The organism is Acinetobacter sp. UC24323 (assembly GCF_024151445.1).
GTDB lineage: Bacteria > Pseudomonadota > Gammaproteobacteria > Pseudomonadales > Moraxellaceae > Acinetobacter > Acinetobacter baumannii.
Window position 1 is genome coordinate 85,816 of the sequence record NZ_JAHIBY010000006.1, and the last position, 26,175, is coordinate 111,990.

Here is a 26,175-nt window from a genome sequence, read left to right on the forward strand (position 1 = left end):
ATCGATGAAAAGCCCCCTTTAAAACCCAATTAACAAGAAAAACTAATGAGTCAACTCATACAATTCGTTTAATTTGCTAATTAACTTATTAAAAATCAGTTATTAAAAAATAAATATGTCATTTTTTAAGATAATAGTTCTTTTATTCTAAATAATTAAATGATTATAATTATCATTTATACTTTTATTTTTGTTAATTGATTTTATTTTTATGTTAAGAATTTCTATACCATCTCCCCAAATGAAGCGTCTTTTCCCGCTCAGCTTACTCAGTTTAATGATTTTAAATATTCAAGGTGCTAACGCCGAGGAATTGATTGGCTCCTCATCAAAAGCCGCAGCCAGCATGCCAACCATAAAAATCGAGGCCATGAGTGAGCTCGACCCGATTAAAAGCTATATCGATTATGACAAAGCCAATGTCACTCGTAATGGTTTAGATAAAAAAGATATCCCTCAAACCGTTGATACCATTGATGTCCAGAAATATAAAATTTATGGATCGAATGACTTAAGCGTCATGCTGCAAGGTACACCAGGGGTATCAACCAGTTACGATATGCGTGGTGATGGGATCACGATTCGTGGTTTTGGTGCTGATACAGGTGATATTTACCGTGATGGCATACGTGAAAGCGGACAAGTACGCCGTAGTACAGCCAATATCGAACGTATAGAAATTTTAAAAGGCCCCGCTTCGGTTTTATATGGCCGTAGTGCTGGCGGCGGGGTTGTAAATATGGTGAGTAAATTCGCCAATTTTGACTCTAAAAGTTCAGTTGGCGCATATGCGGGTTCATACGATAACTACGGAACAACCGCTGACATCAACCAAGTACTTAATGACAATTTAGCAGTGCGTTTGACTGGAGAATATGGCGAGGCAGGCAGCTTCCGCTCTGGTATTGAAAATAAGATTGAGATGTTTTCCCCAAGCTTTACCTATAAAAATGACGATGGAAAGCTGACTTGGACCACACAATATACCTATGACAAATTAGGTCGAGTTCCTGACCGTGGACCAACACGTGACAACTTGCCTGCGGGAACTTCAATTAAAATGGGATTTGCCCAAGACGGCGATTATGTTGATGATATTTTGCAAGTCGTTCGCTCCGATGTGAATTATGAATATGCGCCTGATTGGAACTTCCACTGGGCGGCAAGTTACCGACAAGCAGAACAGAACTTTGACCACTTTTATTTTGGAAATTATTGTGGTTTAGATGGAAAAAACTCAAAGAATGAGGCTTGTACAAAAAAAGGTTACATCGACCAAATTTACTACTGGCAACAAACCAGCAATAAGACCACCACCAATACATTTGATATTAAAGGAAAGTTCAAGACAGGCCAGCTTGAACACCAAATTATGGTTGGTACAGACTGGACTTATGAACAACGAGAACCACGTCTAGCCAATAAAACTCAAAATGGATCGGCCATTTATGGTTACGTTAATCCAATCACTGGTGAACGAGAGTACAGTCGTGGCAATGGCCCATTAAAGATTAGTCAGCATAACTATAATGAAGGCACAACTTACGGCGTATTTATTCAAGATTTAATTGGTCTAAATGACCAACTTAAACTTATGATGGGACTCCGCTACGATTACTTCGACTTTTCAACTACTAACAAAATTAAGAATGAACATCGTAATGTAAAAGACAGTACTTTTAGCCCAAATGTTGGCTTGGTATGGCAACCAGTTCCTGAACATAGCTTTTATACGTCTTACTCTAAAAGCTTCGCACCATTTGGTGGACAAATGGGTGTCAACCAAGTTACTGGAAGTACCGATGTCGCGAAAATGGATAAAGAGCCTCAATATAACGAGCAATATGAAGTTGGGGTAAAAAGTGAATGGTTCGATAATCGTTTAAATACTCAATTTTCTGTCTTTGATATCCGTAAAAATAATATTCGCTATAAACCAAACCCTGACAGTAAACCAGAGGTTTGGGCAACTGCTGGTCAACATCAATCTCGTGGTCTCGAATTTAGTTTTATTGGCCGTGTACTTGATAATGTCTTTGTTCGCGGTGGGTATGGCTATACCGATGCCAAAGTTAAAGAAGATAATCAAAACCCTGAGCGAGAAGGCAATTATTTAGCCAACACTTCTAAAAATACGGGTAATTTATTTGTTCGCTATTTACCAACTGAACAGTGGTATACCGAAGTGGGCGTGACCTATGTCGGGTCTTATTATCCAAATATTAATAATCAGGTAAAAATGGAAGGCTTTAACCGTGTCGATGCGGCGATTGGGTATAGTGCAGAGCCGTGGAATGTCACACTTGCGGTGAACAATTTAACCAATAAAGAGTACTGGCGTTCAGACAGCATGCCAGGCACACCACGTAATGTGTTATTGCGTTTGAATTATCAGTTTTAAGTAAATATTAAAAAGGCATACCCCTATTTTAGAGGTATGCCTTTTTATTAGATAGTATACATTTTAGAATCTTAAGGCTGACGGAGTCCATAAAGGTCAATTTTCCAAAGAAGATTTTGGGTTGTAGCAACAAAGAGGATTGATTCAACTACTGCCAGACCAGCAGAATAGTTACAGTGATGGATATAGGCCCATGCACTACTTTCACAAATAAAGTCATTGTTTGAACGTAACAAGCGATTATCTGTAGTTGAAGCGAAGAGAATATCTCCATAAGCAGCCATTGCATTAACAGTAGCATCCTGCGTGAATGTCGTCATTGCTACCCATGACGGAGTTGTTCTCGTTGCTGGCGCCCTCCATAATGCTCCCAGACTATCAACTGCATAAAGCATTCCGCCCGTAGCAGCTAACGCCTTGGTTCCACCAGTCGGGCCAGTCCCCATTGAAGCCCAAGGCTGCCCCCCCTCTGAAGCAGGCTTCCACCAAAGTTGATTATCGGATGTAACACAATAAAGTGTATCTCCAAGAGCTGTCATTGCAACGACATTATACGCATGACTAACATCACGCCAAGCTACATCTGCACCAATAGGGTACCGCTGTAAAAGTCTATTTTGTGTTGTTGCCATGAAAATTTTGCCTTGCAATGCGGTGAGCGCACAGCAATCATTTGCATATCCAATATTCTCCCAATCCCATGTTATACGCTGTTTAAGACGGGAAAATACATTACGTGTGATAGTAGTCACAACGGCATCACTACCCAAAACATATATCCAGTCCGTTGTTGCAGCATTAAAAACTGTACCGTTATGAGAAAATATACCCATTGTCGCGCGCCCTGGTTTACCAGTCCATGAACCAAGCTCTGCTGAGGCAAGCACAGTCATAGTCAGTGGTGTATTTTCATCTCCAGTAACACGTGGGTAACCCTCCTCCTCATCTACATAAGCTGCAGCATCAGTCTCATAGGTCATAAAAGCTGATGTTGTAGTTGTGGATAAAACTCCGTTGAACACCCAATGTTCTGGAAACCGGATTGTATATGCTGTCGCTGTTCCACCATAAGCACCTTCAGTGAAACCAGTCCCAAGAAATGAATTCTGGGGTCGGTTCAATGGTGGTTCTGCCCATGCTACAGTCGTATCATAAGCATTTTGATTCGGGTCACTACCAGCAAATTTATAAAAAACAACCATGCGGTTCCCTTGTTCTAACCTTACAGCTCGGTAGCATGTGTTACCAGAAAGTATGATCAGGTTACCACCGTTAGCAATAAACTGCTCCGTTTGGTCTCGCATTGCTCTTGTCCAGTACTCATCATGTCCTGCAATGATCAAACACTCATAGTTCGTGAGTAGATTTGAAATACTATGGAGGTCCACACTTGAGCAATATTCAATTGCTATTCCTTCAGTTTCAAGCCAGTGAATGAGAATAGACTCAGGCCCATTACTTGCTGGTGTACCACCAGATCGATTAAATGAAACTTTATTCGCACGAGCTCCTCCCACACTATTAAAATCATATAAACTTTTGCCACCTGCCGCATTATAGGCGGTCGGTGTCAGAAAAGAGACTTGTAAAAGCACCTTAGAAACGGCCGCCGGAATGACTGGCCGAATCACAAAAGTAAGCACATCTTGAGACATATAGGCAAGTCTGTATAACCCAGAAGGCCAATTTGAAGGGATATTAAATGTTGTTGAAACTGGCCAACCAAATCCTTCCCATGGGTTGGTAGTCGGAAGTGATCGGGTAAAAAGAGTTGTAGTAATTGTTGATGATACTGAGGTTGTTCCTATACGCTCTATGGTTAAATTCATTACCCCAGGTACATCAGTACTGAGATAAAAACTAATTGAACTTCCAGGTAAGACGGAAGTTGCTGATGAATATCCAAAAACTGCCATGTTTCCACCTCTTATCCTTATGAAATGAAAAACTGGAAAATTTCTTACATCTTTTAACGCTTTTATCTATAAATGAGCTCATTTCTAGCATTCGTCAAGATCAATAACTTAGGTAAAATTTTTAAAATTAAAAATTATTAAATTTATTATTCATCAGCAATTTAATATATTTTATCAAAAAGAAAAAAATATAGTTTCTAAAGAGTATTTTAAGTTTTAAATATAATTATTGATTTCACATGAATTTTAAAATAAAAACAAAACCAAAAATAAAAATAAAAAATATTATTTAGTAAAAAAATCAAAGTATTATTTAGTAATTTATAATATTTACAATAAGAAAGAATATTTTATATAATTTTTAACTCTATTTTTTATATATCCTTTAAGAAAAATTAATAATGAAAAAGGAAGCTTTGTGCTTCCTTTTAAATTGTTAAAAATTAAATTCCGTACTTTTCACGATACGCTCGCATATCGGCTAAAGCTTCTTTTTCGTCTTTTCCATCTAAATAATCCATTAAATCTTTCATGGTAATCAGTGCGTGCACAGGGATTTCTAATTCTTTTTGAACTTCTTGAATTGCAGAAAGTTCACCTTGCCCACGTTCTTGACGATCTAGCGCAACCAACACACCCGCAATAGTTGCACCGGCATTTTTCAAAATCGTTACCACTTCGCGAATCGCTGTGCCTGCGGTAATCACGTCATCAATGATCCAGACTTTTTTACCTTCAACCGCAGCACCGACTAAAACACCGCCTTCACCATGATCTTTTGCTTCTTTACGGTTAAAGCCCCATGGCACGCTCTTGTTATGTGTTTGCGATAAAGCAACAGCAGTCGCAGCTACAAATGGAATACCTTTGTAAGCCGGTCCAAAAATCACATCAACATTTTCACATTGTGTTAATTTATCGGCATAGCCTTGTGCTAAAAGAGATAAAGCTTCACCATCGTTGAGTAGGCCTGCATTAAAAAAATAAGGACTCACGCGTCCAGATTTTAAAGTAAACTCACCAAATTTAAGCACACCGCGTGATAATGCGAGTTCGATAAATGCTTGCGGGTGAAATGACACAGGCGTTGTCATGAGGTGCTCCAAATTCACAATTGAGGTTAAATTTTCGCATGATACCAAAGGATCAGTATCCAAGTGATGTAAAAATTCTTCGAGTCGTTTCCATTAACGTAAATGGCTTACGTTCTTCAGTGACGAAAGGCTTACTTGAATGGTTAGAACAATCAGATGCCGATGTCGTATGCATGCAGGAAAGCCGCATTACCCATGAACAATGGACTGAGAAATTTAGACCCAAGGGATGGCATACCCATCTCTTTCCAGCAGAGCGTGCAGGCTACGCAGGTACTGCAATTTATAGCCGCTTACCCTTTGTCTCTATTAAAGATGGTTTAGGGTTTGAATTGGCCGATAGTCAAGGCCGCTTCATTTCTGCCGAATTCGATTTAGGTTTGTCACATCCCGTACATATTGCATCATTATACTTACCTTCAGGCTCAAGTGGTGAAGAAGCGCAAGCACGTAAAGATTTATTTTTAGGTGAATACGCCAAAATCTTGAAACAATGGCGTGATGAGAATAAGTCCATCATTATTTGTGGCGATTACAACATCGTTCATAAACGAATTGATATTAAAAACTGGTCTGGCAACCAAAAGTCGTCTGGCTGTTTACCACATGAGCGTGCATGGCTTGATCATATTTATGATGAACTTGGTTATGTAGATACTTTCCGTGTTGTAAGAACAGAAGCGGAATTGTATTCATGGTGGTCAAATCGCGGACAAGCGCGTGCGAAAAATGTAGGTTGGCGTATTGACTACCACGCATGTTCACCAGACTGGAAAGCACGCACTGTAAATGCATGGGTCTATAAAGATCAATGGTTTAGTGACCATGCTCCAGTTATTATCGACTATAAAATTCAAGAATAAGTGAACACATGTTCACTTACATTGTCGTTTTTACTTACAACACATGTCGCTTTTGAGTATTTTTCTTACACATGTTTAACGGCATTATAGCCCCACGGCACAGGGAAGCAGTCAGGATGACGCAAAAGGATAGGACGCCGTAGGAAGATAAAATAAACTTAAGATAAGTTTATTTGCAAGGATGTGACAATGGACGTTGAAATGAGACCCGCATGATCAGGATGATTAAATGCGGGTTTTCTCTTTTCTATCTCTTATTTTTTGCGCTACGTTCTTTTAGTTTTTTAATTTATTCTTATTAAGCTCATTATTACCTTGTCTTATGACAATAACATGACATTCTTTATTGTTTTAATCATTATTTTTCATTTGTTTTAAAAGTATCTGTATAAAGTAGTGCTCAAATGCATTTTGGGTTAGGCTGTGTGTTCTTTCTTTTTGACATGGTCCGATAAAATGTTAAAAATTTATGGTATTAAAAACTGTAACTCGATGAAAAAAGCATTTGATGCTTTACAAGCAAAAGGTTTGAGCTACGAATTTCACGATTATAAAAAACAAGGGATCGATGCCGATACTCTAAAAATCTGGTTAAAAGAAATTGGACAAGATACGGTGCTCAACAAGAAAGGTACGACGTGGAAAAAACTATCTGAAGAAGAACAAACGCGTGCTTTAAGCAGTGAAGATCATCTTATTGAAGCGCTAATTGCTCAGCCAAGCTTAATCAAGCGACCAGTTCTACAGACCTCTAAAGGGTTTCTTGTGGGCTTTGATGAAACGGCCTATCAAAACTTAAGTGCATAAAAAAACGAGCCCAATGGCTCGTTTTTTTATTTAGGCTTTTAGTTCGCACGAATCCAAGTTTGGTTACGGCCCAATGCTGAAACGCCAATATAACCACGTAATTTAAGCTTCTTACCGCCCTCAGCCAACTCACCTTTTAATTTGTAAGTTTTGCCAGATTTCGGGTCTAAAATTGTACCGTTTTCATAACTGTTGCCACCTACATTTTTTAGATTATGTACAATGGTCACACCTTTAAGCGGTTTGTTTTTATACGGACCTTCACATTTTGTACAAGCGTTTTCTTCACCTGGTGTCAAAATGTTTTGAATGGTTGCAGTTAAGGTTCCATCCTTCTGTTCCGTAAACTTTACTACGGCTTTGGGCTTATTGGTTTGGTCATCAATCGTTTTCCATACCGTTCCGTTTAGTGGGTCAGCCGCATTGGCAAATGCAGCCATACCAACAAGTCCTAAAGCTAAAGCAATCTTTTTCATTTTTGTAATATCCTTGGGTCTTCCAAGACTTCAGTATTCAAAACTCGCAACGATATTGCAATTTTTGAATGTGACTGTTTCGTGTAACCTTGTAACCTTGAAAAATAAAATTTATAGGGAAACAAGTAATTAACATAAGCGGATACTATATGAATATACCTAATGTTTTAAAATATTATTTCACAGAAACATTTCTTAAAACAGCAATTCGCAAACCAAGTCAGTTGAATTTACCTCCAACTGCTCTGCGCCCTATGCTTGAACAACTTTGCCGAGCATTTCCAAAACAAAAAAATGTAACTGTTCGACCAATCCGACTTGCTGGCATTAAGGGTGAGGAAATTAAAGCTCAAGATTCAGCGACCCAGCTTATTTTTCATATTCACGGCGGCGCCTTTTTTTTAGGAAGTTTAAAAACACATCATGCGTTCATGACAGATTTGGCTGCTCGTACCCAAATGCAAATTATTCATGTGGACTATCCACTTGCACCCGAGCATCCATATCCTGAGGCAACTGAGGCCTTATATGACGTCTATCAATCATTATTAGTTCAAGGTATCCAGCCTAAAGATATTATTTTATCTGGTGACTCTTGTGGAGCTAATTTGGCTTTGGCACTTTGCTTACGTTTAAAAGAACAACCCGAACTTATGCCAAGTGGCCTGATTTTATTGTCACCTTTTCTAGATTTAACCCTAACCAGTGAGTCTTTAAGATTTAACCAAAAACATGATGCCCTACTTTCTCTTGAAGCTCTTCAGATCGGTATTCAACATTATATTGGCAATCATATTGCGGCAGATGACCCGCGTGTTTCACCTATTTTCGATAACTTAGAAGGTTTACCGCCAACATTAGTTCAGGTCGGTTCAAAAGAAATTTTATTAGACGATGCCAAACGTTTTAGAGAGAAAGCTGAAGAAGCAGGTGTCAAAGTACACTTTAAACTTTACACAGGCATGTGGCATAACTTCCAAATGTTTAATGCTTGGTTCGAAGAAGCAAAACAGGCGATGGTGGATATTGCTGAGTTTGCTCATGAACTTGATAAGACGTAATCAAAATGAAGAAGTGACAAATTTAAAATTTGTCACTTCTTCTTATTTTTCACAATCCAAATCATGAGGTTTAATTTATGAATCATGGTATGTTTAGGTTATGAATCCTTCAAACTCTCCCTCTTTAGGATGATCTGACGAAGAGACATCTCTATTTAGGAGTTCCTTTATTATTATGAAAATTCGTTTAATCACTCGTCCTATAAATAAAATAAAACAGGTGATTCTCGATTTCATCCATCACAATCACATTATTAACTGGACCCCATTACAAAAAAGCGCATTAATGCTTACCCTCGCCTGCGCAATGAATTTCAGTTGGATTTTATGGAAAGGCTATATTTTAATTACTCCTAGTATTTGGCAATGGGCAAATCTATCTTTAGTTGAATCACAAATCTGGCTGAATTTACTGACCTTATTTTTATTAGCTGTACTCATTATTCCTTGTTATCGCTACAAAGACCAAGCTTGGGCGCAAAAAATTGTGCCTTTAATTAGTGTACAAGCCTTTATGCTGATGTTGTGCCACGATGGATATTTAATTGGTAGTATCAGCCCTGCCACAATGGTGGGTTACGTAGGCACTATTGGCGTAGGTTTGGTTTTATTTGAAAGAAAAATTGTTTATAGCGCTTTTATACCTGCAACTATTATTCTAGCGGTATGTACATATTTAAGTATGACGGGGGTTATTTCATATGCTCCCCTATTTAATTTTACAGCGATGCGTCATGCCCAAACCAATCCATTTTGGCTAGGAAGTATGCTGTTTTTTATTATGCCCATTTTAGTGGCGTGTTTTATTTTATTTGAAATATTGCTGACCCAATGGCGTCAACGAGAAACCTATATTCAACGTTTAAGCCAAATCGACCCATTAACTAATGTCTTAAATAGACGAAGCTTAAACACCCATCTTGAAGCACTTCATGAACAGCAATTTGATTATGCCGTGATACTTCTTGATATCGATCATTTTAAAAAAATTAATGATATATACGGACATCACCAAGGTGATCAGGTTTTGATTGAAATTGCTCAGTGTCTTTCTGAAAACTTACGTAATGAAGATATTATTGGACGTTTTGGTGGAGAAGAATTTATTTTATTACTTCCTCATACCGATATTATTCAAGCAGAAAAAATTGCTGAACGTTGCCGGCAAGCTTTACAAGAATTGACTATCTTCAATAATCAAAATATCCAAATTCATGTAAGTGCCAGCTTTGGCATCAGCAGTTCCGCATTTGCAAATGACCCCTATCTTGTGATTAGACAAGCCGATCAAGCGCTCTATGCGGTAAAGGCCTCTGGGCGTAATCAAGTACGCACTTTTCACCAACTACCTCAGATCAAATCAATTTGAATCTTTAGCTTTTGATAAGCTCGCCAGCTGTTGTAAAAGCTCTTGCTGACTAAATGCGCCTGTTAAACGTAAAGAACGAATTTCTTGCTGTTGCTTGTTTAAAAAGAGATACGTAGGAGGCCCAAGAATATTCCATTGTTTGAGTAGAGCTTCATGTGATTGGTCATAATGACTCAAATCAAGCTTAATGAGATAGTAAGGCGCAAGAGCCGCCTGAACCTCAGGTGCTTTTAAAATACGATGTTCAATAGGCTGACAAGCCACACACCAATCGGCATAGACATCAACAACAATAGCCCGATCAGCAGGAGCTGCTGCTAAAATCTTTTGAAAGTCTGCTGCCGTGGTCGCCACATGCCACTCAGCCATATGCTCAGAATTTTGTAAGCTACGATTTTGAATATGTTGATACTGGTTATAAACCACAAATGGCGTTACCAATAAAAGTAGGAGCGCATAAAGCCACTGTAACTGTCCTTTTTTCCAAAAGAACTGATACAGCGCATAGATAATAAAAGCCAACCCAAGTACAAAACTAAGTGCTTGCATCCCCCAATCTGGTAATAAAGGACGGATGAAATAAAGGCTTAACCCCAACATCAGAAAAGCAAAAATCACTTTAATCTGATGCATCCAGTCGCCCGCTTTAGGTAAGAACTTTGCACCTAAAACACTCGCGATGAGTAAAGGTATTCCCATGCCAAAACCGAGACAGAATAAAAGCAAAGCACCTTGCCATTGGTTCTGGGTTTGAGAAATAAATAATAAAGTTCCAGCCAAAGGCGCAGTCATGCATGGGCCAACCAAGAGCGCAGAAACCACGCCCATAACGCCTGCACCAACTAAAGTGCCGCCTTGTTGCATAGACTGAATACGATCAAGGCGATTTAACCAAGTTTGCGGTAACCGAAGCTCAAAAAGCCCAAACAGATTTAGCGCAAAAATCACAAACAACACACTAAACGCAATAAGAGTAGCAGGCTGTTGTAGCCAGCGTTGGAAATTTAAACCCGCTGAAGAAGCAATCAAGCCTAGACCTGCATAGACCAATGCCATACTACACACAAAAGTAAGTGCAATCGTCCAAGCTTTTAAACCTTTGTGATCTCGGATAATTAATGAAGTTAAAATCGGCAGCATTGGTAAAGAGCATGGCGTAAATGCAAGCAGCATGCCTAAACCTAAAAATAATAAAACACCATACCAAAGCGAGTGTTCAATTAACTTTGCTGACCAAACCTGATCTTGGGCAATCTCTGGAGCAGCTCCTTCAGCTTGAGTAGCTGAACTCTGATTCTCTAAAGACTCCGTAGAGCTTGATGCTTGGGTATTTGCCAAATCTAATAAGCGTTTTGGTGCTGCACTAGCCTGATTTTGCAAACCGACCAGACCATCTGCGTCAGTTTGAAACTCAATAGTTTGTGGAGGATAACAAATACGGTCTTTGGCACAGCCTTGCCAAGTTACAGTGTAGTGCTCTGAAGGCTTGGTTTTAATCTGGAAGTTGACTTGATGGTAATAAACTTCGCTTTGGCCATAGTTCTCATCATATTGAGAAACCGCTTTAGGCAATTTTAAAGTTAAAGGCTGATTGCCCTGTTGTACGGTAAATTTATGTTGATATAAATAATAATTCGGCTGAATCTGCCACGATAACTTTGCGGTATGCGATTGTGGCGATTCAACCGAAAATGAAAAAGCCTGTTCGGGTGACAATAACTTATCTTCTGCAAAGACAAACTGACTCAATACAAAAGTAGCGGCTACTAGAAAATAAATAATTCCCTGAGAAATAAGCTTTTTCATCAATAATAATGAGTTCAAGTTAGTCTGATCAGAATAAGAATGCCATGCCTAAGCCACCTTTGTAGCTCTTATCTTGACCTTCTAAGTCCACACCAATATTTGCATCAAGTTGAGTGCGGTTATTTACTGCGTAAACTAAACCTGTTCCTAAACCATATTGGTAGTCTTGGCTTTCAGCTTTACGATAAACAAATTCAGAATATCCTGAAAGTTTGCCCGCAATCTTATAATTGATGGTTGGAATTGCAGTCACTGCCCAGTTACTGTTTTGTACTTCATAACGCATGGTAATAGAAGTATCCAACAAATCATTATATTTATAAGCTACTGCTGAACTTAAACTATATATATCGTCATGGGCAGTAAACTCATCATTACCTGTTGCAATGACAGCTTCAGCCAATACAGCCATTGTTAAATTTTCATCATTTAAATCAATCGCTTTTTTTAAGCCGATACTTACATCGCCAAAACCTGAGTTATCCGTTTTTTTACCAGCACGTTTAGTTTGAGTCCATGCCGGACCTTGCCAGCCTAATTGCAATTCCAAACCATCAGCTAAACCTGTACGGAATAACATATCCTCATTTACAGTAACTGTTTTTTCTTTAACGCCATCAACAGTTGTCTCTGTATAGGTTGCACTTGGTAAGCCTTGTTCCCATGCTAATTTACCAACTGGCGTAATGCCTGTTCCAAAGCCTGAACCCGGACGATCAAACGAGAACTCTGCGGCAAAAGTACTTCCTGCAGCAACGGTGGTCAGAGCAAAAGTTAAAATTTGAAATGTTCTCATTCTATTATCCAATCAAGTAGTTAATTCTTTTGACATTTTTGCTCCGTGACGGCGCAATAACTCTAGTGTTTCACGCTCTTCTTGAAGCGCTTCTGACCAATCTATTTCATCAAAATCACAATCAAAGAACAACTGACTGATTGAAGATAAAATGGTGAGTCCTTCTTCATCACGTGTGTTTGGATCAACTTTTTCATCTAGCAAGCGCTGAACTGCTGGTGCACATGCCGAACTTGCTGCATCCCATAGTGGACCATAAAACTCTTCTGCATCCCAAAGATGAACATTTGCCTTTGCCTGAATGAGGGCTTCAAGAATATCGAGATAAACTTGCAGGGCTTGCTGTTTTTCTTCTTGTGATAATGGAGTCCCCGCTTCATACGCTTCAGAGACGTCTTCCCACCATTTAAAAATTCCATCACAAATAATGGACACTGGCGGTCCTTGTTCCGGATCAATGAAATTCGGATCAAGACCCTCAGCAAGTAATTTTTGTACTTGCGCGAGTTCTAATTCTTCTATGGCTTTAATTAAAGCCTGCTGTTGGGTGGTTAACATGACCATCTCTCAAAAATATATTAGCGCTATTATGCCTAATCTCTACTGAAGATTGGCAATGTTCACCGACATAAATTACATTAAATATATTAAAAGTACATTAAAATAAATACATATAAAACAAATACTTAATTCCTTAATATTTAATGGTGTAATTTAAAGTAGGGTAGGGTAAGAAGAAGTTGGTCACTTTAATATGCATTAAAATTCAACAATAATAACCAACATAAAATATGCTTCTATTTTTTATTATTTTTATTTTTTACTATTTGATAAAATTATTTAGCTGCTGAGGAGTCCTGAATTTGGTAAGCAGCAATAGTCAAACAAATTGACCTAGATTCTTGGTAAGCGTCCGCTGAGCCCCATCGCTATTTTTTAATTTGAGTTGGGTTTCCATCGGTGTGGCAGTAATTCTTCTATTTGGGTCACTTTCAGTGTCGGCAGCCTTTTCAGCACATCACTTAAATAGGCATAGGGATCTAGCCTATTCAGTTTTACTGACTGGATTAAAGGCATGATGTTCGCCGCTCGCTGACCAATGCGCAGTGAGCCAGCAACCAGCCAGTTCTTACGTCCCAACGCCCAGGGGCGCATTTGGTTCTCCACCCCTTGCGAAGCAGTGCTTCTTGTATCAGTAACCCACCGTTGATTAGGCTGCGTTGGATTAAATCGGTGGCTACTCAACAGTCGCTCTTTACGTAGTCTCGCACATCATAACGCAATAACTTTGTCAGGTTTTCTGAATCTTAAATCCATAATATTGGGTCTTATGTTTAGATATGGCTATTAAGCCACAAAATAATGGAGTTATAAAATGTGTCGGTTGATCGGTAAGAAGGTGCTTTATTGGCCTGATTAGATCCTATTAGATTAAAGAAGTCTAATTAGACATTTAAAATCTAATGGAATCTATTGCAATGAACCAATCGTTGCTGCTTAATTGAGATGACTATCATCAAGATTTCCCCAGTCAAAATGATAAGCTACCATAGCAGTTATCAGACTCAACGTATTTACGGGTTCTAATTATTTGTAAATATCTGAAAGTCTGGATGCAATTTTTTCCAATGTTCTCTTAATTTTTCTTTATGAGCGGAAATCATAGGTAAGTCTAGTAATAGCGCTGGCCATACTGACCGTGCTTTGTCCATGATCTCGTGAAGTTGTTTTTCAATTACACGCCATGGAACACCGACTTTTTCTGCCCATTGTTCAAAGTGTTTCATCTCAACTAAATACCAATCTTTATTTTTGGCAAGATTCAATGCGAAGTGACGCTCATTTTCAATATATACACTGGTCATCAATATATCGTATGCGGGAGATAATCTTGGTATTCTTTTATCGTGATAAATCATACTCCAGTTCTTTAAGTGTGCATCTCCATTGGCGAGTAAAATATTGATGAGTAAACGGCTGGCAAATTGCTGAATATCAAAAATTTTGTTATCTGAATACTGGTAAATGATCTTGCCTATCTGCTCATAATTTGTGGTGCTGTATTTCTGATGTGGATATGCGCCGAAGATCTGAGCAAAATCTTCGATGTGAATAAGCTCTGTAGTATCAGCAGTACTCTGTCTATCAAATCTTTTGATTGCGAAAGCATATTGCTCTTGGGGTAAATTTAATGGTGGAAGGTCTTGTAAAAGGGCCATATCCACCAAGCGAATCTCAGGGACATCTATTCCGACCGTTTTGGCAAGGGTCATCATAGAATATTCATTTAGCGGAACAAAAGCATGTCTGGAAGAAGGAGTTTTGATAATCCAGTCCCCGAGTAGAGTCGTTTCCGTTGCCTGTGCTAGTGTAAAACGCCCATCTTTGGCTTTCATGGAAAACTTCATTTGGACGCCGGCCAAGGAAAACTTATTATCTGTTCGAATCTCTTGCTTTAAAATTTGATCTGGATTCGAGATCTGCAGTTTGAATTTTATTTCATCTGGAATTTCTTCTGGATCTAATGGAGTCGCAATGAGTGCTCCAGGTAAATCATGACCTAAAGCTGCCAATAACTGAAATTCATTGTCTATATGTACTTTGAGGCTTTGTGCAATCAGTTCACGTAATGCACCTTCTGGTAGCAAGTTTGATAGCAAGGGGTGTAAGCGCTGATGTGTAACATAGGTCTTTTCTAAAATTTTATCCGCTTGAGGATACAAGGGGGAAGTCAGCAGGCTCAAGGTCGGACGTTGCTGATTAAATCGGAAAGAATCCGTAAAAACCAGAATACTTTTTCCGCTCTGAAATCCTGCCAAGTATCCAACGACAGCGTGATGTAATGTTAATTTCAGGACGGCAACAGTATTCATGGTTCCTCTCCTCCGAGAAGACCCTTCCATGGGTTAGTCATTAAGTCATCCTGATCTTCAATAGTGACTTTAATTTCATCATTCAATAATTGTCTGATCAAATGAACCTTATCATCAGGGATGAGCATCAGTTGAGCATTTAATCCTGCCGCTATAATTTCTAAGGTCTCTAATCGAGGGTTGCCCTGACTTTCCAGTTTTTGGTACTGCTGTCTTGAAATGCCTGTACGTGATTGCATATCAACTTGCTTTAAGCCCAATTGGGTTCGTCTTTTTTTGATTTGCTGAAGTAAAGACTTATTCATTGTAGATACATTTATTGCTTTTAGGTCCTGTAAGAAATATATTAGTTTCTTTTTTTTTGAAAAGCAATTTATGAATTTATCATTTCGATCTGTAAAATAGCCCTACTTGTATGAGAAATGGGTGTTCAAGTTGTTGTTGATTTTGCATTGTTGGATGTAAATACCAAATGATAAGAGCCTGTAAATAATTTCATTCATCATATTCTGAAAATATTTCTTCAATTTCATCCCACTGTGGCAATTTAAACTTTTTTTTATTCACTTCGAATTCTAACCCTACGCCATCAAGCACACGTTCAAATATGTCAAATGAACCTGTAAAACGGCCATTCTCTATCTCTGAAATTGTTGTTTTATTGACTTTAGTCTTTTCTGAAAGACTTTTCTGTGTATAGCCTAATCCTTTTCTTGCCAAACGTATTTCTTTACCTATTTCGCCTCTTGTAGCCATATCAATTTTTCGCTCCCGAAACTTGTTAGCCATATAGCAAACTTTTAACTAATTATTGTGAATGTTTGCTATATAGCAAACTTCTATAATGATTGTTGAATAGTTATTGAATTTATAAGGGGGATTTGCCTCGCATCAGGTTAATAAAATCCAATATATAGCAGCAGTTCGCAATTAATTGACGGAATTAGGCCAGACATATACATCTTGAGAAGAAGGGGGATTCTTATACCTCGCATTTGAATTATTGGAGAGGACTATCACTTTCAAATTTTTCTATAATACTTTGCTTATCTTAAAGTTTAGCCCGAAGACCTTCCACCAATTGTAAAACAGAGGCTAATCCTTGAGGGTTCTGAATCTGTTCTATTGGAATACCACTCATCAATTTATTGGGTGATTTCATAAAATGCTGCATCCAGGCTGTATCCCCACCTGTAAGAGCATCTAGTGATGTGGTAATACGGATTAAAGTGAGGGCGATTTCTCCCTGTTTTGAAGTGGGATCTAATTCAAGAGAGGTTAATTTTTTCACTGAATCTATATTCAGTATTAAGGCTAGTTGATCTTGTGTAAGACCAAGGCGCTCAGCAGCAGCTAAAACTGCCTTAGCTAATATCATTTTCTGTTTTGCAGTTTTTTCTGATGTTGTACGCATGACTGATCCCTGTTTCAGACGCTGCTAATTCATAGAGTTTATACTATTTAATTATCGTTGATCAGACATCCAATTTTTACTAAAGATATATTAAATTTGACTTTAGATAAGGAAACAACGGTTAAATTATTTAACAGCATGTAGTGATTTCTAGTCCTGCAACTTGGAGTTCAAGAGATCGAGGTCTACCGATACAGGCTAAATGTAAACAGAATTTAAACGCTGCCAGTGCTTTGGCATCTTTTGTTGAGTAAAGCTGGAGACGAACATAATCTTCTTGAGTCGTAGGATGCTCTGTTGTGCTCGATTTAGCCAGCTTCAGTAATAAAGGTTGTTTCTTTTTATCTAACAATTGTACCAAGTCTTGTCCAAGCAAATGCCAAAATTGATGGGGAAACAGGTCTTTTACCTTGGAATAAAATGATTCCAATTGATCGATTTTATTCCATCGATAATGAATGCCGGTATGAGAAACTGTAACACGACTTAAAAATGTCTCAAGCACCGCTTTTATTTGATCTGGCTTTTTTTCAAATATATTTTGAATATTTTCAAAAAAATAGTTCCTTGCTGTGCGCTCTTCAACGGTATCTATCATGGCGGGTTTCAAAGGTTTATCCAGATGATTTGTGTTGTTGAGATCAAATAATCTTGGGTTATTTTTTTGAGACTTGAGCTGGCCTAGTTGTTTTGCATTTTCATACCAGTAGTTAACCAGTTCTACAGGTAAACACATTTCCTTTGAGACTAGATCTGGATCATGATGAATTTCCAGTAAATTTAAGCATTTAAAAAACCATGCAAATGAAATTTTGGATTCCTTTGTTCCTGCAAAATATTTAAAAAAATCATGAGGCTGAGCGTTAAATGAAACCTCATCTAGAATATCTTCTACGTTACTTTTTAACCAGTCAGTTTGATCGTTGAGTAACTGCTGACTTAAATGGACAGCATGTTTTTCGAAATTGAATGGAGCAGAATCTTTTACTGTGTTTAAAAATTTGAAAGAAGGCAGGTAGCCCATCATTTTCTTTGCTAATTGAGTATCTATGTCTGGGTGATATTGCAGTATTTTATGTCCAGCGATCAGGTAGCTCAGATGAATATAGCTTTTAAAGGTTTCCGTAGGGTCAATGTGACCCAGTAAATGGGCAATCATAAACCAATGATTTTGACCATGCGTATTACGGAGTAACTCTGTCCGAATGGACTGATATTCTTCTGCAGTATAATCCGTAAGATTCTTGACCAGTGGAGCATAATCGCAGTTGAGCAGAATGGATAAGTGATTGGCAGCCGTGTGTCGAAATGAGTGAAAAGAATAGTCATGAGTTTTAAAAAGCTCGTTCATAATCATTCTGAAAGGTGTTGTCACCGTATGTTTGTTCAGCTTGCTATTTTCATTCCAGTTGCTGAATAGGTATAAGTTTTCCTGATTGAGTAGACGTTGCTCGACTACATGATTATGAAATAGTTGATATTCATCGGTTTTTAATAAGCAATACACAGGAACTTTGCGTTCAGCACTATCTGTTTTAAGTTGATGTAAATTTCCTTTCTTTTTTGAGCCGTAAGGCTGAATCCATACGGATAGACAGCTCAAGCCCTCGATATCCCGCACACGTAAGCCTAGAATTTCATTAATACGCATACCGGTACGGTAAGCTAAGATATAGATGATTTTTAATATCTTATAAGTATTTTCTTGACTATTAGCACCTGAAAATAAGGTATCTAACTTGTTCATGAAAGCTTGATAAGTCATGGGACCAATGATACGTGCTCTCGGTCTGTTTTGTATGGCAATTGACTCTAATTCGAGAGACTCAGCTTCAAAAACTGTTTGTTGAAAGCTATGGAAGCGTTTCAACATCCTGACGGTCTGACCACTGGATTTTTTAAACTCAGGTTGGCCTGCTTCATCTGCGAGTCGGGTATTCGTGATGATTTGTTGGTAGATCTTCGCTAGGTTCGTATTCAGATCATCTTCGCTATCTAGATATTGTAAAGAGTGAGTTAACCACGGCTCGGCAATACGCGAATAATAAGTGTAAATCGAACCGTCTTTTAAACGCTTATTCTGCTGAAACGATTTTTGAAATTGGTTTACGCAAAAATTAAAACGTTCAGCCAGTGGCTGAATCTGTTCTAATTCTGGTTTATAAAGGCTGATGAGCCATAAGGCGACACGTTTACTATACTCATTAAATTTATTAGTATTTTCAATGCAATATTTAATGATTAATGCATCGATACTTTGATCAGTTTGTGATGTACGAATCAGTTGTAAAAGGTCTTTGTGAATCTTTATAACATCATCCAAGGCTTGCTGAATGTCATCATTAGAGTAGGATTCCCTCACAGTAGATGGTGATTTTTCTACATTTGAATCAGTAAGAGTGTCCTGCTGATATTTAAATTTTGGATGAAGAAATCTTTCAAATTCTATTTCTGATAAGCCACAGGTTGCAGTATTCTCAATGAGGCATTGTGAAAGTGCAGGATCAATGTCAACTTTCGGGAGTTGCATCCAGTTAAAGTTGGCGTAGTCGCGTAACAATTTATAAGTTTTGAGATTAAATGGTAACTTAATCTTATTAAAAATAAGCTGTAGATAGTCTTCTACATTCTGGTTTACTGTACGAATATTTCTGCTATTAAAATGAATTAACCATAAGCGTGTAATTTGATCCGGAATAAAATTACGCGATTTACGGATGGTTTTTTCATCAATAAAGAGATCTCCATAAGAGGGGGAGAGCGGTTCTAAAAATATAATGTTCAGATCTTCGATCTTTCTGATTTTTGCCGGATCTTTTAAGTGTTCAAGCAAAGCTTCTAAAGAGGATTTTTGATTTAAGCCTGAGTAAAGCAGGGCAGAAATAACAATATTTCCAATGATTTCATCATCAGAAAATGTCTTGCTATCTTTCGCTAGAATCCAGTAGTCCCAAAGCTTATCAAGAACTTCATCAACCTGATGTCCCTTCTCGATCCAGTCCATTGTAAAAACCGGCTGATCACGCTGCATCTCAAATGTCAGATTTGGTAGGGGCAAAGTCTCACGACGATTTAAATTGATTTGCTTGATATATGACCGAAAAAATTCATGCGCATATTTTTTCCAGGCCAAGCTTGGAGCTTTGCGTTTAATAAACTCATAAATTGCTGGATAGAAGGATTCAAGATGCCCTTTTTGTTCCAAATCTTGTTCTTGGAAGTATTGAATTAGCTCCTGTTCTACATCTGCTCGAAGCTGTTTTTCCTGATCGAGTCGGTCTTGTTTTCTACGTGCTTCGGCATATAGTGTTCGAGTTTGCTTAGTACGTTTATTGAGTGAGGACATCTAGTTCAATACCGGTAATATTAAAATGATCTTTCATTTGTTCAAGAATATGAGCAATGCTTGAATATTGTGAAATAGATAAGCTGGAATAAGGATGAGCAGCTTCTTGCTGCATCGGTTCATGACCGAATAAAGCTAAAATTTCAATTTCGTTAATTTTATTGCTGAGAAACGCACGGGCAGTATGCCGGTGCCAGTTTTCATGCTCCAAACCTAACTCAGGATGAAAGTTTTTTACAATTGATGGCCTTAATGGGTGCCATTGACCATCCTGAAAGATATTCAAAAGTGGAAGCTTGCTCTCTAAAATATGTTGAATATATTGTGGAATTTCTGGCTGACTAGGAGCAATTTGAGTTTTAAAATAATGTAAAAATTCTATGAATTTCTGGAGTTCTTGTGCGACAAAATGACCCAGTGGAATTAAACGTCCATAGCCTTGACGCCCACCCACCTCTTTATCAGAAACCATGCATATTTTTCTTTTCAGGTTAAAGCTTTTTAAAAAACCTGGAAATTCAGCGACGGGTCGTGCAGCAGTAAAGAGCAACAAGAAATGCCACATCCACAGATTGTAATGATTGAAAATTGCTATCCAGTCGTCTTCTTTTTGTGAAATTATTCTGAATTTGAGTGTGGCAAAGATATTTTGAATCACATTTGAAGTAGGTGCTTTGCGGCTACCAAAGTTTTTTTCTGCAGCATATTCGATATTCTGGTAGTCATCGGATAACGACTCACACAGCTCTTTTAAAATTGAGACATATTCAGTCTGTAAAGTCAGGATATTTTGATGACAATAAGAAGTAGAAGAAGACTTATTTGCATCAATACCGGTGAGAAGGTCAGCAAGCTGTTTATTTCCAGTGCGTTGCAAAATAGTCTGATGTAAAAGAGAGCTAATTCTTATTAATGATAATTTTGGAATATAAAGTTTGGCTCTCAGCTGTTTCAAATGTTGCTGAATGTCCTCTTCCGTAACGGTGTTACCATCTCGTAGCGAAGCAATAAATGAATTCGGGATCGGGATGTCCAGATGAACTGTTTGGTTGAGCAAGCCATCTGGATAAGCAAAATCCTTATTTTCAAAAATTGAAAATTTACTTCTCAGAAAATATTGCCCATTGCTTTGCTTGATCTGTTGGCGAGAATTCAATTTTTTAGCACGTTTACTTTGTAGATGTAGCCACTCCTGGATTTTATTTCCGGTCAGAAATGACAGCATCAGGATCAAGGATGCCTTCTTTTTTTTGGTTTCTTTATCCTTGTCTTTAGAGTCTTCTTCAATTTCAACAATGTAATTTTTATATAGTTCAGTAAGTAGAGCACTTATACTTGTGATATTAGGAAAGAGGCTGCTGTATGGCAGCAAATGTTCTTTTCGTTGAATATGTTTGGCAACCAGAGGCAGCACATAGCTCTGGCTGGATTCTGAATATTCAGCCAGAGGGGTAACGATGGTTGGGTCTACAAGTATTTGACGTGTATCTTGGTCATCTAGTTGTTTTTCTATATTGAGAGCTTTAGATTTTTGCCCTTTTTTAATTTCTGAACTTTCTACAATCAGCTGATCTTCGTCTAAAAATTCATGTTGCAGTTGAGTCTCGATGCTCTCTTTGGCAATTTTTGCTTTATTTTCCAAAACATAATTAAAGGTGATGCGGATCACTTTGAGCAGGTTTTGCATAAAATCATTAGATGACTCTTTATCACGTTCTTCATCAATAACCTCATTCAAATACCGAATAAATTCAACTAAGGAAAGGGATGGATCTTTAAGATACTTTTTCCAAAGAAGCATATATTCAGGAGTATTTTGATATTCTTTTTCGGAACTCAGAACCCGATTGGCGGTACGGAAGCGCTGGAATAAACGTTTTACAGTGTTGAAATGTTCTGTGTGATCATCTTTAAAAAGTTCAGGTTGAATGTCTGGAAGCGCAATTAGGTAAACTGCTGCTTTTAAGACCAGGATATTCCAGATTAACGCATTTTCTTCTGACTTTGCTAATTGTGCAATTGAGTTCACATACCAAGTGACTGGTGTTGCGCGAACAGTATGTTTTCGAGAGGAGACCAAGGCAGCGGGTCTAGCAACAACAGAACTGGTTTCTAGATCAAAATCTAATAGATCGAGATTCAGCCCTTCCAGACATTGATCAGTTGGATATGAAATCAGTAAATCAGCAACATATTGAATATGTTTGGTACGTTGGAGCTGCTCGTCACCAAAGAGTTTTTCCAGTGTCTGTTTTAATGATACCCGCGTAATATCAGCAGCATTTTGATGGCTTGGGTTAGATTCTGACATTATGCTTTCCATAGCTGATCTGGCGTGAGAACGAAGTCGGGATTGTTTAGAAGCTGCTGCACAATTCCACTGGTTTGCTGCAGTTGATCAAGCACATTCTGTCTTTTCCGGTTTATAACTTTATTGCGGTAATTCAGTTGATTTTGTGTGCATGACAGCAGTTCTGCAAGCAGATCCAAGCTCATAGTACGGTGAGGTTTGAAAGAATTTTCTTTGTTTAAAGCCAGGATAACTTCAGATGAAATATGGGCATTAATCAGCGATTGCATTTTTTTAGGGTTAAGTCGGTCCAGTTCATGATAAAAGGACAGAAATTTTATGAATTCTGAACTTGCCACTTTTTTTAATAGCTCAATTTTGTCCTCATCTTGAGGAAAAGAATGAACAAGTACGTTAATATTTTTTGGTATATGCTGAGACCAATATAGAAACCACTGAAAATTATTTGTAATGGTAAAACCAGAGAAATTAGGATCTTTCCATACGTGAAGTTCGAGACTTGGATTTAATGTAGACAAATCAGTTTTTAAGGATTTAAAAGCCTCTTGATAGCAAAGATAAATTCCAGAAAAATAAGGATGTACACTGATTTGGATTTTATTAAAATTTTTACACAACAATTTTTTAGGTGTGCCAAATTTTTCATTGAAATCAAAAGCCGTTTCCATAGTCCCCATAAGTGTAAAAAACAATCAATTGAATATTCTTATAATTTTTTGAAATATTAAACAAGATTGATATACCCCATATCTTGTGTATATTTACAATTAATATACAATATATTGTTATTTTTATATAATTTTAAGAACTAAATAACAACCTATAACATGCTGTATATTTGAAGATATAGAGGTTCTTACTTGGGAAATTAAACAATTGAAACAGGTAGAAGTTGTTACAGATATTCTATGCAATCAATCTCCCACTTGAGTTTTCAGCCTTATTCGCACATTGGAGGTATAGTTTCAAGCCTGATGAAAACGGAGCTTGGAAATTTTTATTAGCTAAAGAACTGAAAGAAGTTGAATATTAAATTAATACAGCCTCAAAATTAAAATGGACCTCTTTACCTAGAGGGCTATTATTTTGAGTTCATAGGGGACAGCTCTAGTTATCCCAGTATGAGACAGCCTCATTCTGCCCTGTTTCAAATGCTTTTGGACTCATTCTTTCGAGATGCTAATGGCACCTGATTTGATTATAAAATATCTTTATATAATCTTATAAGTTTTCTAAGTGACCTAAATTTTTATTTTGTACGCTATGAAGGATAGTTTGCAAAATTTCAATTCGTGCAGCATATTTACTATCATTGGCAATGATGTGCCAAGGAGAAATATCTGTGCTCGTATATTTGAACATATCTGATGCTGCTTGTAAGTAGGCATCCCACTTTTCTCTATTACGCCAATCATCTTCTGTTAATTTGAAGCTTTTTTGAGGTGTATTTTTTCGCTTGTAAAAACGACGTAATTGTTCATCTTTTGAAATTGCTAGCCAAAATTTTATAACAATTGTATTTGTATCAGACAGTTGTTTTTCGTACTGATTTATTTCTTCATAAGCATTTTGCCATTCTATTGGGTTAATTAAATCTTCTACACGTTCTACAAGTACACGTCCATACCAGCTGCGATCAAAAATATTAAGTGCCCCATTAGTTGAATGCTTATTCCAAAAACGCCACAAATAAGGACGTAATCGTTCAAAATTTTCTGGTGCTGAAATACTATGAATATTATATTCGTGTAGCCCTAGAAATTTAATGATGCGCTTAATTGAACTGCCTTTACCTGCGGCATCCATACCTTCAAAAACTAATACAACGTTATGTGATGAATAACGTAGAACATCTGCGACTTTCCTTTCTAGTTGTTTAATGGTTTTTTTATACTCTATGTGGCTAATTTCACTTTTTTTTATTTGAGTTAAAATTGAAGGAATAGGTGCCGCCTGATATTTAAATTTATTCTTAATTTGTACAGGTGGTAGTTTTAGATGTTTAAGTATTAATTGAGAAAACTGTGTATTTCTTTCTATATTGTTTTCACTATTAATGATTACCCAATCGTGGGTGAATCTATTTCTTAAAGTTTGAATTTGATTGTATAAGGTTTTAGTTTTCCATTTTTTTTGTGGAAAATCATCCCATGTAAAACGTGGAACTCTTTGGATTTTATTAATAATATCAATATTTTTTGTGCGAATTTTTACTTTGCTCCATGAAACATCAAACCAAACTTTAATAATATCTACATTATTATTTTTTAAGTAACTTTCAAATTCATATATACGCTTTAAGTGTTCGTTGAATACATTATTTTGTATTTTTTCATCATTTAATATAGTTGACACTAGTAAATCAGTATACCAATTCCCATAAAAAAACATGATTTGTCCATTTTTTGGAATGTCATTTATGTATGGTTGCCAAATTAATTTATTTTCTTTGACTCTATTTGGGGTTTCAGCCTTAATTTTTAAATATCTAGGATCCATTAATTCACTTAGCTTTTTGATTGATTGATTTTTTCGCGTTAGTTCAATTCCGCCAATTATTACTAATATACTTTTTGATTTAGAATTCTTGAGTTTATATTGTTCTTGAATTAATTTAATGGAGAGGTCTTGATAATTCATTTTAAGTCTCGTTTAAAAAATTTTTAATAAAATAATTATAAATTCAGTTACAGTCAATGTTATTGTTTTATCATTAAAGTTGTTTTGCAACAACTTTTTTTGTGCCATTAAAACAAAGCCGACTAAAAAGATCGGTATTTTTTTTATTATTATTTTTATTAGTATGTTTAATGTAAGTTATTGTTATTTATTGATATTTAAAATATTAAAATATAAATTTTGACCTTTTATTATTTTAAGTTTATATTCTTTTCAGAAAAAGTTGTTGACAGTAATATTTTTATATGTCTTTGGAGTGGGGCTGTTGTGAGTCTTGAGATTTCAACTGTTTTAGAACATAAAGAAAACTTGAATAATGCTTTTTTTAAGAAAAAGACACAGGTTAGAGCAATTGAATCTGATTTAAAGATGGTGAATCAGACTATTAAGCTTCTATCGGAAGGTGGCGTTAATGCAGTTACATTAGAGGCAGTAGGTGTGAATGCTGGATACAGTCGCGGTTTAGTTTCTCGGCGCTATGGTTCTAAGGATCAATTACTTGTTCGAGTTTTAAATTATTTGGAAAACTGGTTAAATGAGAAATCTAAAATTGCAACTAATAATAAATATGGTTTAGATGCTATTAATTCATTAATTTTAAGTATTTCAGATGATTTTTATTTGTATCGTGAAAAATATAGAGCATATTTTTGGTTGAGATTTTATGGTTTAGAGCAAAATAAAATTTTAAATGAATGTCTGGTAAGATCTCATAATATGCGTGAGGAAAACACTATTAAATGGCTTAAAGAAGCATTAGCTCTAGAGGAATTATCAAGAAATGTAGATATTGAAATGGTACATGATTTTATTAAAACATCATTGATGGGTTTAGTTCATAACTGGATGGTAGATCCTAATTTTAATATTGAAATTAGATTGAAGCAGTTAGTTTATATTCATTTAAAAAATATGTTTTCAAATTCTCATTTTTATCATTCTGTTAATTTTTGGGGTGAATAA

At 36.9% G+C, this 26,175-nt stretch carries 20 protein-coding genes and 1 pseudogene; 6 read left to right on the forward strand and 15 right to left on the reverse strand.

Annotated elements, in window-relative coordinates; all coding sequences use genetic code 11:
• The first annotated feature begins 211 nt into the window (after positions 1-211).
• Complete coding sequence (locus tag KNQ97_RS09750) at positions 212-2,401, forward strand: TonB-dependent siderophore receptor (RefSeq protein WP_253612161.1); 2,190 nt, start codon at positions 212-214, stop codon at positions 2,399-2,401.
• Positions 2,402-2,472: 71 nt separating this feature from the next.
• On the opposite strand, the gene KNQ97_RS09755 is transcribed toward KNQ97_RS09750, so the two are convergent.
• Entirely contained in the window at positions 2,473-4,317 is a 1,845-nt protein-coding gene (locus KNQ97_RS09755; protein WP_000257880.1) for a N,N-dimethylformamidase beta subunit family domain-containing protein, read from the reverse strand.
• 443 nt (positions 4,318-4,760) lie between these two features.
• Positions 4,761-5,411: an orotate phosphoribosyltransferase gene (gene pyrE, locus KNQ97_RS09760; RefSeq protein WP_000211302.1), complete on the reverse strand. Its 651-nt coding sequence runs from the start codon at positions 5,409-5,411 to the stop codon at positions 4,761-4,763.
• A gap of 38 nt (positions 5,412-5,449) precedes the next feature.
• On the opposite strand from pyrE, the gene KNQ97_RS09765 reads away from it, so the two are divergent.
• Positions 5,450-6,274 (forward strand): exodeoxyribonuclease III, encoded by an 825-nt coding sequence (locus KNQ97_RS09765; protein ID WP_216117193.1) that lies wholly within the window; start codon positions 5,450-5,452, stop codon positions 6,272-6,274.
• Between the two features lie 456 nt (positions 6,275-6,730).
• Positions 6,731-7,081, forward strand: coding sequence for an arsenate reductase (locus tag KNQ97_RS09770; RefSeq protein WP_000913165.1), 351 nt, complete (start codon positions 6,731-6,733; stop codon positions 7,079-7,081).
• 38 nt (positions 7,082-7,119) lie between these two features.
• On the opposite strand, the gene KNQ97_RS09775 is transcribed toward KNQ97_RS09770, so the two are convergent.
• Positions 7,120-7,557, reverse strand: coding sequence for a DUF2147 domain-containing protein (locus KNQ97_RS09775; RefSeq protein ID WP_000717015.1), 438 nt, complete (start codon positions 7,555-7,557; stop codon positions 7,120-7,122).
• Between the two features lie 149 nt (positions 7,558-7,706).
• Here KNQ97_RS09775 and KNQ97_RS09780 point away from each other — a divergent pair, with 149 nt between their 5' ends.
• Both KNQ97_RS09780 and KNQ97_RS09785 read left to right on the forward strand, forming a co-directional pair.
• A complete protein-coding gene (locus tag KNQ97_RS09780; RefSeq protein WP_253612163.1) occupies positions 7,707-8,618 on the forward strand; it encodes an alpha/beta hydrolase in 912 nt (303 codons plus the stop codon).
• Positions 8,619-8,793: 175 nt separating this feature from the next.
• On the forward strand, positions 8,794-9,987 hold the full coding sequence (locus KNQ97_RS09785; protein ID WP_000702279.1) for a GGDEF domain-containing protein: 1,194 nt from the start codon (positions 8,794-8,796) through the stop codon (positions 9,985-9,987).
• Here KNQ97_RS09785 and dsbD read toward each other — a convergent pair.
• From dsbD to KNQ97_RS09845, 12 genes and pseudogenes are all read right to left on the reverse strand, one after another.
• Positions 9,979-11,793 (reverse strand): protein-disulfide reductase DsbD, encoded by a 1,815-nt coding sequence (dsbD, locus tag KNQ97_RS09790; protein ID WP_253612196.1) that lies wholly within the window; start codon positions 11,791-11,793, stop codon positions 9,979-9,981. The genes KNQ97_RS09785 and dsbD overlap by 9 nt on opposite strands.
• A 28-nt stretch (positions 11,794-11,821) precedes the next feature.
• The gene (locus tag KNQ97_RS09795) at positions 11,822-12,589 is read right to left on the reverse strand and encodes a transporter (RefSeq protein ID WP_001258761.1); all 768 of its coding nucleotides are present in this window, start codon (positions 12,587-12,589) and stop codon (positions 11,822-11,824) included.
• A gap of 12 nt (positions 12,590-12,601) precedes the next feature.
• Positions 12,602-13,147, reverse strand: coding sequence for an ankyrin repeat domain-containing protein (locus KNQ97_RS09800; protein ID WP_000958427.1), 546 nt, complete (start codon positions 13,145-13,147; stop codon positions 12,602-12,604).
• A 378-nt stretch (positions 13,148-13,525) separates the two neighbouring features.
• Positions 13,526-13,756: pseudogene (locus KNQ97_RS09805) on the reverse strand (transposase domain-containing protein); the annotation flags it as partial.
• Positions 13,757-14,172: 416 nt separating this feature from the next.
• Positions 14,173-15,462, reverse strand: a complete 1,290-nt coding sequence (locus KNQ97_RS09810) for a type II toxin-antitoxin system HipA family toxin (protein ID WP_086384371.1) — start codon at positions 15,460-15,462, stop codon at positions 14,173-14,175.
• Positions 15,459-15,767, reverse strand: a complete 309-nt coding sequence (locus KNQ97_RS09815) for a helix-turn-helix transcriptional regulator (protein ID WP_004282130.1) — start codon at positions 15,765-15,767, stop codon at positions 15,459-15,461. The genes KNQ97_RS09810 and KNQ97_RS09815 overlap by 4 nt, the downstream gene beginning before the upstream one ends.
• A gap of 190 nt (positions 15,768-15,957) precedes the next feature.
• A complete protein-coding gene (locus KNQ97_RS09820; RefSeq protein ID WP_086384374.1) occupies positions 15,958-16,218 on the reverse strand; it encodes a helix-turn-helix domain-containing protein in 261 nt (86 codons plus the stop codon).
• Positions 16,219-16,513: 295 nt separating this feature from the next.
• On the reverse strand, positions 16,514-16,876 hold the full coding sequence (locus KNQ97_RS09825; RefSeq protein WP_004907123.1) for an MbcA/ParS/Xre antitoxin family protein: 363 nt from the start codon (positions 16,874-16,876) through the stop codon (positions 16,514-16,516).
• 130 nt (positions 16,877-17,006) lie between these two features.
• Entirely contained in the window at positions 17,007-20,222 is a 3,216-nt protein-coding gene (locus KNQ97_RS09830) for a tyrosine-type recombinase/integrase (RefSeq protein ID WP_253612164.1), read from the reverse strand.
• The gene (locus KNQ97_RS09835; RefSeq protein ID WP_004907117.1) at positions 20,206-22,533 is read right to left on the reverse strand and encodes a hypothetical protein; all 2,328 of its coding nucleotides are present in this window, start codon (positions 22,531-22,533) and stop codon (positions 20,206-20,208) included. The genes KNQ97_RS09830 and KNQ97_RS09835 overlap by 17 nt, the downstream gene beginning before the upstream one ends.
• Complete coding sequence (locus KNQ97_RS09840) at positions 22,533-23,201, reverse strand: hypothetical protein (protein ID WP_010588950.1); 669 nt, start codon at positions 23,199-23,201, stop codon at positions 22,533-22,535. Before KNQ97_RS09840 ends, KNQ97_RS09835 begins: the two co-directional genes overlap by 1 nt.
• Positions 23,202-23,754: 553 nt before the next feature.
• The gene (locus KNQ97_RS09845) at positions 23,755-25,173 is read right to left on the reverse strand and encodes a phosphate--AMP phosphotransferase (protein ID WP_086384373.1); all 1,419 of its coding nucleotides are present in this window, start codon (positions 25,171-25,173) and stop codon (positions 23,755-23,757) included.
• A gap of 306 nt (positions 25,174-25,479) precedes the next feature.
• Here KNQ97_RS09845 and KNQ97_RS09850 point away from each other — a divergent pair, with 306 nt between their 5' ends.
• Positions 25,480-26,175, forward strand: a complete 696-nt coding sequence (locus KNQ97_RS09850; RefSeq protein WP_057050471.1) for a TetR/AcrR family transcriptional regulator — start codon at positions 25,480-25,482, stop codon at positions 26,173-26,175.

Bases quoted from the DNA above. Each gene is read 5' to 3' on its own strand.
- KNQ97_RS09780 (WP_253612163.1), top strand. From the start codon at position 7,707: ATGAATATACCTAATGTTTTAAAATATTATTTCACAGAAACATTTCTT.
- KNQ97_RS09795 (WP_001258761.1), bottom strand. From the start codon at position 12,589: ATGAGAACATTTCAAATTTTAACTTTTGCTCTGACCACCGTTGCTGCA.
- KNQ97_RS09830 (WP_253612164.1), bottom strand. From the start codon at position 20,222: ATGTCCTCACTCAATAAACGTACTAAGCAAACTCGAACACTATATGCC.
- KNQ97_RS09775 (WP_000717015.1), bottom strand. From the start codon at position 7,557: ATGAAAAAGATTGCTTTAGCTTTAGGACTTGTTGGTATGGCTGCATTT.
- KNQ97_RS09810 (WP_086384371.1), bottom strand. From the start codon at position 15,462: ATGAATACTGTTGCCGTCCTGAAATTAACATTACATCACGCTGTCGTT.
- KNQ97_RS09800 (WP_000958427.1), bottom strand. From the start codon at position 13,147: ATGTTAACCACCCAACAGCAGGCTTTAATTAAAGCCATAGAAGAATTA.
- KNQ97_RS09845 (WP_086384373.1), bottom strand. From the start codon at position 25,173: ATGAATTATCAAGACCTCTCCATTAAATTAATTCAAGAACAATATAAA.
- KNQ97_RS09835 (WP_004907117.1), bottom strand. From the start codon at position 22,533: ATGTCAGAATCTAACCCAAGCCATCAAAATGCTGCTGATATTACGCGG.
- pyrE (WP_000211302.1), bottom strand. From the start codon at position 5,411: ATGACAACGCCTGTGTCATTTCACCCGCAAGCATTTATCGAACTCGCA.
- KNQ97_RS09840 (WP_010588950.1), bottom strand. From the start codon at position 23,201: ATGGAAACGGCTTTTGATTTCAATGAAAAATTTGGCACACCTAAAAAA.
- KNQ97_RS09785 (WP_000702279.1), top strand. From the start codon at position 8,794: ATGAAAATTCGTTTAATCACTCGTCCTATAAATAAAATAAAACAGGTG.
- KNQ97_RS09815 (WP_004282130.1), bottom strand. From the start codon at position 15,767: ATGAATAAGTCTTTACTTCAGCAAATCAAAAAAAGACGAACCCAATTG.
- KNQ97_RS09770 (WP_000913165.1), top strand. From the start codon at position 6,731: ATGTTAAAAATTTATGGTATTAAAAACTGTAACTCGATGAAAAAAGCA.
- KNQ97_RS09820 (WP_086384374.1), bottom strand. From the start codon at position 16,218: ATGGCTACAAGAGGCGAAATAGGTAAAGAAATACGTTTGGCAAGAAAA.
- KNQ97_RS09825 (WP_004907123.1), bottom strand. From the start codon at position 16,876: ATGCGTACAACATCAGAAAAAACTGCAAAACAGAAAATGATATTAGCT.
- KNQ97_RS09750 (WP_253612161.1), top strand. From the start codon at position 212: ATGTTAAGAATTTCTATACCATCTCCCCAAATGAAGCGTCTTTTCCCG.
- KNQ97_RS09765 (WP_216117193.1), top strand. From the start codon at position 5,450: ATGATACCAAAGGATCAGTATCCAAGTGATGTAAAAATTCTTCGAGTC.
- dsbD (WP_253612196.1), bottom strand. From the start codon at position 11,793: ATGAAAAAGCTTATTTCTCAGGGAATTATTTATTTTCTAGTAGCCGCT.
- KNQ97_RS09755 (WP_000257880.1), bottom strand. From the start codon at position 4,317: ATGGCAGTTTTTGGATATTCATCAGCAACTTCCGTCTTACCTGGAAGT.